Origin of the sequence: Ensifer sp. (assembly GCF_031989085.1) — a bacterium.
In the GTDB taxonomy this organism is placed as follows: domain Bacteria; phylum Pseudomonadota; class Alphaproteobacteria; order Rhizobiales; family Rhizobiaceae; genus Ensifer.
This window is the reverse complement of record NZ_DALZXU010000002.1, coordinates 880,277-892,502: the sequence shown is the minus strand read 5'-3', so window position 1 is coordinate 892,502 and position 12,226 is coordinate 880,277. Positions and strand designations below refer to the sequence as shown.

At 63.9% G+C, this 12,226-nt stretch carries 15 protein-coding genes; 13 read left to right on the top strand and 2 right to left on the bottom strand.

Going from position 1 to position 12,226, the window contains the following annotated elements; genetic code table 11:
• Positions 1-42: 42 nt before the first annotated feature.
• The 10 genes from RTP54_RS16880 to RTP54_RS16835 all read left to right on the top strand — a co-directional run bounded on the left by RTP54_RS16880 (position 43) and on the right by RTP54_RS16835 (position 8,147).
• Positions 43-987: an ABC transporter substrate-binding protein gene (locus RTP54_RS16880; RefSeq protein ID WP_312364309.1), complete on the top strand. Its 945-nt coding sequence runs from the start codon at positions 43-45 to the stop codon at positions 985-987.
• Positions 988-1,058: 71 nt separating this feature from the next.
• Entirely contained in the window at positions 1,059-1,997 is a 939-nt protein-coding gene (locus tag RTP54_RS16875; RefSeq protein WP_312364307.1) for an ABC transporter substrate-binding protein, read from the top strand.
• 12 nt (positions 1,998-2,009) lie between these two features.
• Complete coding sequence (locus RTP54_RS16870) at positions 2,010-3,059, top strand: LLM class flavin-dependent oxidoreductase (protein ID WP_312364305.1); 1,050 nt, start codon at positions 2,010-2,012, stop codon at positions 3,057-3,059.
• Between the two features lie 48 nt (positions 3,060-3,107).
• A complete protein-coding gene (locus RTP54_RS16865) occupies positions 3,108-3,704 on the top strand; it encodes a 2-hydroxychromene-2-carboxylate isomerase (protein WP_312364303.1) in 597 nt (198 codons plus the stop codon).
• Between the two features lie 199 nt (positions 3,705-3,903).
• Positions 3,904-4,107, top strand: a complete 204-nt coding sequence (locus RTP54_RS16860; protein ID WP_112807780.1) for a hypothetical protein — start codon at positions 3,904-3,906, stop codon at positions 4,105-4,107.
• A gap of 46 nt (positions 4,108-4,153) precedes the next feature.
• Complete coding sequence (locus RTP54_RS16855; protein WP_312364301.1) at positions 4,154-4,756, top strand: nitroreductase family protein; 603 nt, start codon at positions 4,154-4,156, stop codon at positions 4,754-4,756.
• A gap of 259 nt (positions 4,757-5,015) precedes the next feature.
• The gene (locus RTP54_RS16850) at positions 5,016-5,402 is read left to right on the top strand and encodes a hypothetical protein (RefSeq protein ID WP_312364300.1); all 387 of its coding nucleotides are present in this window, start codon (positions 5,016-5,018) and stop codon (positions 5,400-5,402) included.
• A 71-nt stretch (positions 5,403-5,473) separates the two neighbouring features.
• A complete protein-coding gene (locus RTP54_RS16845; protein WP_112807781.1) occupies positions 5,474-5,980 on the top strand; it encodes a DUF3833 family protein in 507 nt (168 codons plus the stop codon).
• Entirely contained in the window at positions 5,977-7,305 is a 1,329-nt protein-coding gene (locus RTP54_RS16840) for an MFS transporter (RefSeq protein ID WP_312364298.1), read from the top strand. Before RTP54_RS16845 ends, RTP54_RS16840 begins: the two co-directional genes overlap by 4 nt.
• 50 nt (positions 7,306-7,355) lie before the next feature.
• Positions 7,356-8,147 carry an SDR family NAD(P)-dependent oxidoreductase gene (locus RTP54_RS16835; protein WP_409517147.1) on the top strand — a complete coding sequence of 264 codons (792 nt, stop codon included), beginning with the start codon at positions 7,356-7,358 and terminating at the stop codon, positions 8,145-8,147.
• Positions 8,148-8,156: 9 nt separating this feature from the next.
• Here the strand turns inward: RTP54_RS16835 and RTP54_RS16830 are convergent, their stop codons facing one another.
• Both RTP54_RS16830 and RTP54_RS16825 read right to left on the bottom strand, forming a co-directional pair.
• Positions 8,157-8,975 (bottom strand): DUF1365 domain-containing protein, encoded by an 819-nt coding sequence (locus RTP54_RS16830; RefSeq protein WP_312364295.1) that lies wholly within the window; start codon positions 8,973-8,975, stop codon positions 8,157-8,159.
• A complete protein-coding gene (locus RTP54_RS16825) occupies positions 8,972-10,327 on the bottom strand; it encodes an FAD-dependent oxidoreductase (RefSeq protein WP_312364294.1) in 1,356 nt (451 codons plus the stop codon). Before RTP54_RS16825 ends, RTP54_RS16830 begins: the two co-directional genes overlap by 4 nt.
• Positions 10,328-10,556: 229 nt before the next feature.
• Here RTP54_RS16825 and RTP54_RS16820 point away from each other — a divergent pair, with 229 nt between their 5' ends.
• Genes RTP54_RS16820 through RTP54_RS16810 form a run of 3 tightly spaced genes read left to right on the top strand, consistent with a single transcriptional unit; the run spans position 10,557 to position 12,224 of the window.
• The gene (locus RTP54_RS16820; RefSeq protein ID WP_312364292.1) at positions 10,557-11,123 is read left to right on the top strand and encodes a sigma-70 family RNA polymerase sigma factor; all 567 of its coding nucleotides are present in this window, start codon (positions 10,557-10,559) and stop codon (positions 11,121-11,123) included.
• A complete protein-coding gene (locus RTP54_RS16815; protein WP_312364457.1) occupies positions 11,123-11,785 on the top strand; it encodes a ChrR family anti-sigma-E factor in 663 nt (220 codons plus the stop codon). Before RTP54_RS16820 ends, RTP54_RS16815 begins: the two co-directional genes overlap by 1 nt.
• A gap of 31 nt (positions 11,786-11,816) precedes the next feature.
• Positions 11,817-12,224 carry a DUF2177 family protein gene (locus tag RTP54_RS16810; protein ID WP_409517146.1) on the top strand — a complete coding sequence of 136 codons (408 nt, stop codon included), beginning with the start codon at positions 11,817-11,819 and terminating at the stop codon, positions 12,222-12,224.
• Positions 12,225-12,226: the final 2 nt, after the last annotated feature.

Here is a 12,226-nt window from a genome sequence, read left to right as displayed (position 1 = left end):
TGACAGCAACTGCAACCCAAAGATGAAATGGAGTCCAGACACATGGCATTCTTAGATAGAGCAAAGCTGCTTCTGGCAGGGGCGGTCGCCATCGCGACCCTCGGGACAGCCTCCGTCCAGGCGCAGGAAAAATTCGATCTGAGCCCTGATATCTCCAACCGGGTGCGCGCCGAGCGCAACGAAGCGGCGATCAAGGCGATCGCGCCCGACTTCAAGTTCGTCAATCCGGGCAAGTTCACCGTGGCGGTCAACCCGTGGGATCCGCCGATCGCCACCTACGCCTCGGACTCCAAGACCGTCGTCGGCGCTGATCCCGATCTTGCCTCGCTGGTCGCCGACAGCCTCGGCCTGGAGCTGGATCTTGTCGCCGTCGCCTGGGCCGATTGGCCGCTCGGCGTTGCGTCGGGCAAGTATGATGCCGTGATCAGCAACGTCACCGTCACCGAGGAGCGCAAGCAGAAGTTCGACTTCTCGACCTACCGGCGCGATGTGCTCGGCTTCTTCGTCAAGTCCGACAGCCCGATCAGCTCGATCAAGGAGCCGAAGGACGTGGCAGGCCTGAAGGTGATCACCGGGGCGGGCACCAACCAGGAAAAGATCATTCTGGAATGGGACCGGCAGAACGTTGCTGCCGGGCTGAAGCCGATCGAGGTCCAGTACTACGATGATCGTGCGGCAGGCGACCTCGCGCTGCAATCGGGCCGCGCCGATGTCGAATTCAACCCGAATGCGACGCGCGCCTATGCTGCCTCGATCCGCAATGACACCAAGGTCGTCGGCACGGCCAGCGGCGGATGGCCGCTGACGGCCGAGATCGCGGTCACGACCCGCAAGGGCGGCGGCCTTGCCGACGCGATCACCCTTGCCGTCAACGACCTGATCAAGAACGGCAAATACGGCGAGGTCCTGAAGCGCTGGAGCCTGACGGACGAGGCCATCGACGCGTCGCAGACCAATCCCCCCGGCCTGCCGAAGAGCGGCTCCTGATCCTTGCGGCCCTCCGCGGGCCGGCCCGTTGCCGGCCCGCGCCTTCAACACCCCATTTGGAGATGACAGACATGTTTGGTCCAGCCGCTCTACGCCCAGCACTCATCGCCGCCTTTGCGGCGGCACTCGTCCATTTCGGCCCGGCACAGGCAGCTGATGGCTTCGACTTCAGCCCGGAACAGCCGGGGCGCATCCGCGCCGAACGCAACGACGCGGCTGCTGCCGCGATCGCGCCGGGCTTCAAATTCGTGACCGAAGGCAAATTCACCGTCGCGGTCAGCCCTGGCGGGCCGCCGCTCGCAACCTATGCGACCGATGCCAAGACGGTGATCGGAGCGGATCCGGACTATGCGCTTGCGGTTGCCGACAGTCTCGGGCTGACGCTGGAGCTCGTACCGATCGCCTGGATCGACTGGCCGCTCGGGTTGACGTCGGGCAAATATGACGCGGTCATCTCCAATGTCGGCGTCACCGAGCAGCGCAAGGAGAAGTTCGATTTTTCGAGCTACCGCCAGGGCCTGCACGGCTTTTTCGTCAAGGCTGACAGCGGCGTGACCTCGATCAAGGAGCCGAAGGACGCCGCGGGTCTGCGGATCATCGTCGGCGCCGGCACCAACCAGGAGCGCATCCTCCTCAAATGGAACGACGAGAACGTCGCCGCCGGCCTGAAGCCGCTGGAGCTGCAATATTACGATGACGAGGCCACAAGCCTCGTGGCGCTGGCTTCGGGCCGCGCCGACGTGATCGTGCAGCCGCATGCGCAGCTTGTCTTCATTGCCGCGCGCGACCGGAACATCAAGCGCGTCGGCACCTTGAGCGCCGGCTGGCCGGAGCGGTCCGACGTGGCGATTACCACGCGCAAGGGCAGCGGCCTTGCCGATGCGCTGACGGCCGCCACCAATGGCCTCATTAAAAACGGCACCTATGCCAGGATCCTCGAGCGCTGGCATCTGGCGGAAGAGGCGCTGCCGAAGTCCGAGACCAATCCTCCCGGCCTGCCGAAATCCTGAGGGCGCACAACGATGACAGACCACAAGATTGCGATCGATCACATCGGTTTCCTTACGCCTGGAAACTATGCCAGCGACAATCCACTGGCGGGCCTTGAACAGACGCTGGGCCTGCTCGAATATGGCGAGGCGCTTGGTTTTGCCAGCGCCTGGGTCAGGCAACGCCACCTCGAGCCCGGCATTTCGTCGGCTGCCGCGTTCCTGGCGGCTGCCACGCAGAGGACCGACCATATCCAGCTCGGCACAGCGGTGATCCCGATCGGCTATGAAAATCCGTACCGGCTGGCGGAGGATCTCTCGACCGTCGATGTGCTCTCGCGCGGCCGCCTGAATGTCGGCCTCAGTGCGGGACGCCCGCCGCATGTCGACCTTATCGGTCCGCTCGCCTTCGACGGAGACTGGTCCGGTTACGATTTTTCGCATCAACGGGTCTTGCGCTTTGCCGACAATCTGCGCGGGGCGTTTCTGGGCGACGAGCACGCGGTTATCAACACGCCGTTCGGGCCGCAGCGCCCGCGACTGCAGCCCTACGCCAAGGGGCTGGCCGACCGGCTCTGGTACGGCGGCGGCTCGCTGCGATCGGCGCGCTGGGCCGGCGAAAACGGTTTCAATCTCTTGATCGGCAATGTCACGACCGGCGAGCAGACCGACGACTTCTTCGAGGCGCAGATCCGCCAGCTCGAAACCTGGCGCCAGGCGGGCGGGGCTCGGAAACGCGTGGCGCTTGGCCGGGTCATCGTGCCGCTCGATGGTGCCGACGCCGGCACGAGGCGACGCTATCTCGACTATGCCGCCGGTCGGCATGCGCGAACGCTTACGCCACAGGGCGAGCGGCGCACGCTGTTTGCCCGGGACCTTGTCGGCACGTCCGATGAGATCGTCGAGCGCCTGCTCGCCGATCCGATCCTGCCGCACGTCAACGAACTCCGGCTCGAACTGCCCTACGAATTCGAACAGGACGAGTACCGCCAGATCCTCGACGATGTCGTTGCGCGCATCGCACCGGCGCTTGGCTGGTCGCAGACCAAAAGTAACCCGTCAGCCAATCCGGCGGCGGCGTGACGTTTTGCGGCCGATTCCAGATCCCAACTCCATCAAGGCATTTCATCCGTGACGAAAAGCATCGACTATTTCTTCTCGATCGGTTCCCCCTGGTCGTTTATCGGGCTTGAGACCCTTGCTGCCCTCGCGCGCCGCCATGAGGCGGAGATCACGCCCTATCTGGCGACGGTGGTCGAGGAGAATGGCGGCATCCTCTCGCGCAACAAGCCGCAGGCGCGTCGGGCCTATGGCACGCGTGACCTGAAGCGCTGGAGCCGCGCCAGGGGCAAGCCCCTCCTTCTCGACGGACGTCCGCCGCTTGCCGATCCCACGCCCGCGTCCCGGCTGGTGATCGCCGCCTATCTCGACGGCAAGGACTGGCTCGCCTTGACTGGGGCATTGCAGGAGGCGTTCTGGGTCCATGCCGAGGATATCGGCCAACCGGAGGTGCGCGCAGCGGTGGCAACCCGCGCCGGTTTCGACGGCAGCGCCTTGCTTGCGCGCGAAAGCGCCGACGACGTCACCGCCAAATGGTCCTCCGATCGGGAGCATGCGGTAAAGAGCGGCGTCTTCGGTTTCCCGACTTTTACCTATGACAACGAGATCTACTGGGGCCAGGACAACCTGCCGTTTCTGCAGCAGCACCTGGAAGGCAAGAAGCCGTAGTCATGGGCATGCCCGACCGCGCCGCGCGCAGAGCCGGCGGATCAGTTTTCCAAGCCTTCAACAATCTTTGGGGCGAGGTTCCTTTAATCGACTGATTAACTCGATAACTTTCGGAAGGCTTGAAGCCGAGCGATCGTATGAAACCTTTTCCGTTGTTTGCGCATTTTCTAAACAACGATGGCCAATGACGAGGTCTGCCATGAGTGTCCTGCGGCAATATGAACGCTTGAACGCGATCCGGGATGTCCTGCAAGGCAAGCTCGAGCTTTACGAAGCACGGGACTGTTTCGGCATCGACGATTTCGAGGACGGGACGACGAACGAGCTTCGCGACCGGATCGCCGAACTCTCGGACGAAATCTCCAATCTCAAGTGCCAGCCCGAGCGCTTCAAGGGCTGGTGATTGCGGCTGAAGGCAACAGACATCGAAGCGATAACACAGGAAAACCATGACCATCGAAGTTAATTCGCGTATCGCCGGCCACCCGATCAACCCGATCTTTCTCGAGCGCTGGTCTCCACGGGCCTATGCCGGCGCCGACATTTCCGAAGCCGAGCTCTTCGGCATCCTCGAAGCGGCGCGCTGGGCGCCCTCTGCCTATAACGCCCAGCCGTGGCACTTCGTCTATGCCCGCAGGGGTACGGCGCATTGGGACAAGCTTTTCGGCATCCTCAACGCCTTCAACCAGAGCTGGGCGAAGGATGCTTCGGCGCTGATCTTCGTGTTGTCGAAGACCACGCTGCTGCCGCCGGGCGCAAGCGAAGAGGTGCCGTCCTACACCCACTCGTTCGATACCGGTGCCGCTTGGGGTGCGCTGGCGCTGCAGGCCGCCTATTCCGGCTGGCAGGCGCATGGCATGGCCGGTCTCGACTATGATCGTGCGCGCTCGGAGCTCAACATTCCATCCGATTACCGGATCGAAGCAGCCGTCGCCATCGGCAAGCTCGGTGACAAGGCGCAACTGCCCGAGGGGCTGCGCGAGCGCGAAGTGCCAAGTCCCCGCCGCGCTCTTTCCGAAATCGTTTCCGAGGGCGGGTTCGAACAGGCGTAACGATGATCGACCGGCTCGCCTGTGCCCGCACGGGCGATCCGGTCGACACGCGCTGCGGTTGATGCCTCGACCCGACCCAGGGTTTGACATCAGCCTGGCCGGGCAAACCACGCATCGCCGCGTGCTGCCGACATCGCTCTATGTGCGGTAACGTCTTGCCGTCATTAAATCGACCGTCGCCGGTGATCCGCGGCGATCACCGTAGCGTACCTCCCGGTGAAGAACCGAACCCGTATCCCGATGCGGTATGGAGGAGCGCATGCGTCTGCTGCCAGCCTTGCTGTTCATGCTCGTTGCCCATTCAAGTCATGCGGCATTGGATCGCCTGTCGGCGGAAGACATCCGCACACAGATCGTCGGCAGGACCGTGTTTCTTGCCGTGCCGCTCGGTGGCGAGTTTCCCCTGAACTATCGCCGCGACGGCCGTGTCGACGGCACCGGCAAAGCCCTGGGGCTGGGGAAGTTCACGCGTCCGACCGACAGTGGCACCTGGTGGATCGACGGTGATCGGCTCTGCCAGAAGTTTACGACATGGTACGACGGATCGCGGCTCTGCTTCGAACTCTATCGCCTCGATGCCACCCGCATTCGCTGGATCCAGGACAATGGCGACAAGGGGACCGCGCGCATAGGGCCGGACCTATGAGGCAATGCGCCAACGCTCTGGCATCGCCAGCCATTCCCCTCGCTCAGACCGTCGTTCAAGGGAGGTTCCTGATGCGTATGTTCGCCATCCTTCTCGTTGGCCTGGTGGTTGCAAGCCCGGTCCGTGTTCAGGCGAAAGAGCCTGACTTCGCGCTTGAGCGCTACTTCGCGGGCAGGTCGCAAGCCACGGGCAGTTTCACCGCATTGAACGGCGTGTCGCGGCGGTTCACCGTTACCCTGTCCGGCCGCTGGAACGGAACGACACTGACGCTTCGCGAAGACTTCGTTTTCAACGACGGTGCCCGGGACACCAAGACCTGGCGGTTCCGCAAGACAGGGCCGGGGGCCTATCTCGGCACGCGGGAGGACGTGGTCGGGACCGTTCCGGTCCGGATCGATGGCCGCAAGGCGCGGTTCTCCTATCTGGTCTACATCGATGCCGAGCGCAAGAACCTCGTCCGCTTCCACGATCTGATGGTGCTGGGCGCCGATGGCGAGGTGAAGAACACGGCGCTGGTGACGAAGTTCGGTTTTCCGGTCGCCTGGACGAAGGTCGCATTCCGGCGCTCCGAGCGATGAATTCCCGTCACGACGAAAAGCGGCTCGCCGGCCGCGTCCTTTTTGCCTATTCGCTGCCGGCCATCCTCTTGGCGACCCTCGCCTTGCCGCTCTACATCGTGGTTCCAACCTTCTATGTCAGCACGCTCGGTCTGCCACTGGGCGCCGTTGGCTTCGTTCTGCTGGCGATCCGGATCGTCGACGCAGTGGCTGACCCTGCGATCGGCTGGCTCAGCGACCGGATCAATGCGCCGGCGGGACGCAGGCGGACATTCGTGCTGACCTCGGCGGTGCCCACGGCCTTCGCCGCCTTCATGCTGTTCTGGCCGCCTGATGATGCGGGGCTTGTCTATCTCGCGATCTGGGGGACCGCGCTGTCGATTGGATACACATGCACGCTGCTTCCCTATTCGGCCTGGGGTGCGGAACTCGTCAATGACTATTCGGGGCGCCTGCGCGTATCGGCCTTCAGGGAGGGCGCCACGCTGATCGGAACGCTCGGCGCCATTGCCCTGGCGTTTGCGACCAACGCGCAAGCGCTGTCGAACGCAGGGGATCTGCGGGTGCTCGCCATGTTTGTCGGCGCCCTCCTGCCGGTTGCCGCATGCGCCGCATTCCTCTGGGTGCCCGAACCGAGGGACAGGTCACGGCACCGGCTCGGGCTTGCGGATGCGGGGCGGTTTCTCGTTGCCAACCGGCCCTTCAGGCGACTGATCCTCGCCTTCGTCATGAACGGTTTCGCCAACGCTGTCCCGGCGACGCTGTTTCTGTATTTCGTCGGACAGCGGCTCGAAGCGCCGCAATGGAGCGGACCATTGCTGCTTGCCTATTTCGTCAGTGGGCTCGCCGGCATTCCGCTTGCGCTTTTCGCAGCGCGGTTCGTCGGCAAGCATCGCGCCTGGTGCGTCGCGATGACGGCGGCCGCCGTCATCTTCGGCGGCGCCGGCTTTCTGGGGGCGGGCGATATCCACCTGTTCGCGGTCATCTGCGTGGCGACGGGGCTGTTGCTCGGGTTTGATCTCGTCTTGCCGCCTGCGATTCAGGCGGACGTGATCGACCAGGATACCGCCACTTCGGGCGAGCAGCGATCCGGCCTCTATTTCGCAGCCTGGAGCCTGGCGACGAAGCTGTCCCTGGCGGGCGCGGTCGGCGTCGTCTTCCCATTGCTTGGCCTTGCAGGTTTTGCCGGCGAGGGCAACAATTCCGCGGGCGCTCTCGATGTGCTTTCGATGCTCTACGCTTGGCTGCCGATCCCAGCCAAGCTCGCAGCGATCGTGCTGATGTGGCGCTTTCCGATCGGGGAGGCAGAGCAGCAGGCGCTCAGGCAAAAAATCGAGGCTGTGTGAACCAACCGCGGCGCCCGTGCGTATCTGCATATGGTCAGATATCATGCAGGGTGCAGACATTGGTCGTCGAGACAACGAGGCGTTCGTCTTCCGGAACCGCTCGCATCGCCTGGATCACCGGCGCCAGCAGCGGCATCGGCCGCGCGCTGGCCGTGGCGCTGGCGCAGGCCGGCTGGGAGGTGGCCGTCAGCGCGCGCAACCGGGAGGAACTCCTGGCGCTGGAGGACGTCGTCCCCAGCAATATCTTCGCATACCCCGTCGACGTCACCAACGCCGCTGCCGTCGCCAGAACCTTCCGCCTGATCGAGGACGGTCTCGGGCCGCTGGATCTTGCAGTGTTTTGCGCCGGCACCTATGCGCGCGACGGTGTTCGGGATTTCGATGTCGCGCGCTTTTCGTCGATCGTCCATGTGAACCTGCTTGGCACGGTCTATTGCCTGGAGGCCGCAATGGCGCAAATGCGCGCGCGCGGCCGCGGGCACATCGCCGTCGTTTCGTCGACGGCAGGTCTCGTCGGCCTGCCCGGCGCTGCTGCCTATGGCGCGAGCAAGGCGGCGCTGATCGCCATGTGCGAGGCGCTTTATCCAGACCTTGCAGCACATGGCATCGACCTCAGCCTGATCAACCCGGGTTTCGTCGATACGCCCCTGACACAGAAGAACGACTTTCCGATGCCGTTTCTCGTCACGGCCGAAAAGGCCGCAGCGACCATCATGCGCGGGCTGGAGGCGCGCCGCTACGAAATCATCTTTCCCTGGCAGATGGCGCTGGCAATGAAAGCTCTGAGGCTGATGCCGGCCCGCTTGAGATTTGCGCTGACGCGGCGGATGCTGCGCGATTGAGCGCTGCGATTATCCGGCCGCCACTTTCGCGACAGGTGTTTGGTCGGCGTCCGGTCCGACGACGATGGTGGCGGCGCGGGGGACATCTGCCGCTGAATGCGGATGAACGGGAATGCCCTTCAGCCACAGGCGGAACGCCTCCACATGGATCGCGCCCATCACTTTCAGGGTCATCAGCGGATAGGCGAAAAGCAGCTTCATGAGCGCCCCGTCGGAGAAGGCCAGATGCCTTCCGGCAAAGCTGGCCGCCAGAAGGGGGCCATCGTCGTCCGATTGGTTGATGCCGACGAAAACGCGCTCGTGCGGGGGCTCGACGCGAAAATCGTAGCGGCCCGTCATGGGGGTGAACGGCGACACGTAAAGCGCCTTGTCGCAATGCTGCCTGATCGAGGCGCCCGAAGGCCCTGCGAGCGGGATCACATAGGTGTGGCGCTCGTGAAAGGTGTTGCAGACTTCATAGAGGACGGCGCACAGGCTGTCGCCCGGGCGATAGCAGAAATAGACCGTCAGCGGATTGAAGACATAGCCGAAGATCCGGGGATAGCAGAGGACGCGAATGCGCAGGCCGTCGGTCGGCAGACCGGCCGCCTCAAGTTGCCGGCAGACCCAGCTCCGCAGCCCTCCGATGTCGCCATCGCCGTGGTCCTGATCGCGAAAACTGAAGACGGCCGCCCGGTTGTGGCCGAACAGTCGGCTGCTTTTGTCGAGTTCAGGCAGCTCGTCGAGATCGAGCAGCAGCGAAAAGACGCGGTAACGCAGCCGGTGCGGGCGCGGCCTGTGGCGGGCATGGGCGACATGCCCTCGATAGATTGACGACGTCAGGCTCATTCGGCTGCCAACATGGGTTCGCTGCGGAAAATTCTGCCAGACGGTTCATGCACCGCCCAGGGCCGATCGATGCTGCCGAGTTCCTCCGCCACCGCCAGGCCCGATTGCAAGCCGTCTTCATGAAAGCCGCTGCCGAAATAAGCGCCGCAGAACCAGGTGTTGCGATGCCCCTGCAGCCGCCAGAGCTGGCGCTGCGCCACGAGTGCGGCCTGATCGAAGAGCGGGTGCTTGTAGGCAAAGGTGCCGAGCGTGCGATCGGGCGCAACGTCACGGCAGGGATTGAGCGTCACGAACAGCGGGGCCGCCGGATCGATGCCCTGCAGGCGGTTCATCCAGTAGGTCACGCAGAGCGGTTTCACACCCTCCTGCTCGCTGTCACCGATATAGTTCCAGCTCGACCACACCTGCTTGCGCCGGGGCATCAGGTTGGCGTCGGTATGGAGTACCGCATCATTGGCCGTGTATTTGAACGCCGACAGCAGGTGCCGCTCCTGACCGTTGGGATCGTCGAGCATGTCGAGTGCCTCGTCCGCATGGGTGGCGATGACGACGTCGGAGAAGCGGTCGAGATGGCCGTGGCCATCGATCACCTCCACCTCGCCCGCAATGCGCCGGATGCACTGTACCGGGTTGGCGAGCCGCACGGAGCCGGAGAAGTTCGAGACCAGCCGTTCGACATAGCGCCTGCTGCCGCCATCCACCGTCCGCCAGCGCGGTCGGTTCGATAGTGAAAGCAGCCCATGGCTTTCGAAGAAGCGGATGAAGGCGTGCAGCGGATAGGCACGCATTTCGCTCGCCGTCGTCGACCAGATGGCCGCGCCCATCGGCAGCAGGTGGTCGTCGACGAACGAGCGGGCGTAGCCGCCACGGTCGAGATAGTCGCCGAGGCAGACGGCCGCGAATTCCGGCCGTCGCAGCAGGGGCGGCGCCTCACGGTAGAACCTGATGATATCGGAAAGCATGCGCCAGAAGCGCGGGCGGACCGCATTGCGTCTCTGGCCGAGCAGGCCGCGCAGGCCGGATCCCGAATATTCGAACGATCCGCCGTCGAGCGAGGCCGAGAACGACATCTCGGAGGCAAGCGTGGCAACACCGAGATGGTCGAACAGCGCAACGAGGTTGGGGTAGTTGCGATCGTTGTAGACGATGAAGCCGGTATCGACGGAGACGGGACCGACCGGCGAGGGGACGGATACGGTGTTGGCATGGCCCCCCAGGCGACGCGCCTGCTCGTAGAGGACGACATCCATGCTCTTGCTGAGAAGCCAGGCCGCAGACAGGCCCGATATGCCACCGCCGATGACCGCAACGCGCCGCCGCTGTTGTCGCTCTTCTCTGCCACCGACACCCATACACCAACCTCTTGCGCTTGAACCTGCCCATCACTACGAAGCCGAGCCGCAATTGGATCGACGTCACGGAGAAATTTTCGGCACTGTGATCTGCCGGCCCGGGCAATCCGTATCCATCGCCATGACAATCGCTGTTCCCATCCTTGCGGCTCCATGCGAAAACGAGCGGAAGCAAACTCCGGATCGTTTCGCCAGGGTTTTGCTGAAAAGCGGGAGCAGGCGCACGCGCATGGATGAAAGCGATCAGGAGCAGCCCACGGACGATATGTCGGGCCTGCTTGTTTCGGTCGGGCTGAACCGGGATGTCGAGGCTTTCGAGGTTCTGTTTCGCCACTATGCGCCGCGGGTGAAGGCCTATATGGCGCGCCTGTCCAGGGACGGCGCCGTCGCCGAGGAATTGATGCAGGAAACCATGATGGTCGTCTGGAACAAGGCCGCCCAGTTCGAACCGTCGCGTGGCAATGTCTCGACCTGGATCTATACCATCGCCCGCAACGTGCGGATCGATGTCTACCGAAGGACGAAGCGACCGGAGTTCGACCTCAGCGATCCCGCCTTCGTGCCGGACGATGCGGAGCCCGCCGACAAGGCATTCGAGCAATTGCAGGATGCGGAGCGGCTCCACCGCGCGATGGAGGCCCTGCCTGCAGAGCAACTCGACCTTTTGAAACGGTCTTTCTACGAGGACAGCTCCCACAGCGCCATTGCCGAGGCTCTTTCGATCCCGCTCGGCACGGTGAAGTCGCGCATACGGCTCGCTTTTGCCAAGCTGCGCGCGGCATTGGAGGAGCGATGATGTCGATCCGTCATCACGTCAGCGATGAGTTGCTGCTGCGCTATGCCTCCGGCGAACTGGCGGAAGGCTGGAGCCTGGCGGTTGCGACACATCTTGCGCTTTGCCCCGCCTCCAGAAGACGGCTCGCCCAGATGGAAACAGTCGGCGGAGCGCTTCTCGAAAACATTGCGGCCGGGACCGCCTCCGACGATGCGTGGGCGCGCATGCGCAGCCGGATCGAGCGTGGCGCAACGGGCGTTCCGCAGCGCCCGGAAGGACACGTGAAGGCGGCGGCCGAACCCGTCCTGCCGGAGCCGCTGCGTTCCTATCTCGGCGGCGACATCGACAGCCTCCAGTGGCGGTCGCTGGGGATGGGGGCCTATCAAATCCCGATCGCGTTGGGGGACGACAGCACCGTGGCAAGGCTGTTGCGGATCCCGGCGGGCAAACCCGTGCCCGAACATGGCCATGCCGGCCAGGAACTGACCGTCGTGCTCGCCGGCAGTTTTCGCGATGGCAGCGACGTCTTTGCGCGCGGCGATATCGAGGAAGCGGATGCGAACCTGACGCACCAGCCTCTGGCGAGCGAAGACGCGGATTGCATATGCCTCGCCGTCACCGACGCGCCCTTGAGGTTCAAGAGCTGGCTGGTGCGCCTCATTCAGCCGGTGCTCGGAATATGACGGCCCGGCCGACAAGAAGGGATGAGACCTGATGCTGGTACATGTCGTCGCCTATATCGCCACCGCGCTTGTCTTTCTGCTCCTGGATTTTCTGTGGCTGACGGGAATGGCGTCGGGCTTCTACCGCGAGAGATTGGGCGGACTGCTGCTCGATCAGCCCAATTTCGCCGCCGCCGGCGCGTTCTATGTGATCTACGTGGCGGGCATCGTCTATTTCGCAGTCTCGCCGGCCCTGCAGGCTGGAAGCTGGACCACCGCGCTGGTGGCCGGGGCCATGCTCGGCCTCGTCGCCTATGGCACATACGACCTGAGCAATCTGGCGACGCTTCGCAACTGGTCGCTGACAATCACCATCGTCGACATGATCTGGGGTGCTGCCCTGACCGCGATCGCGGCGACAGCCGGATATTACGCCGCCGCCCGCGTCTCCGTATCCTGAGC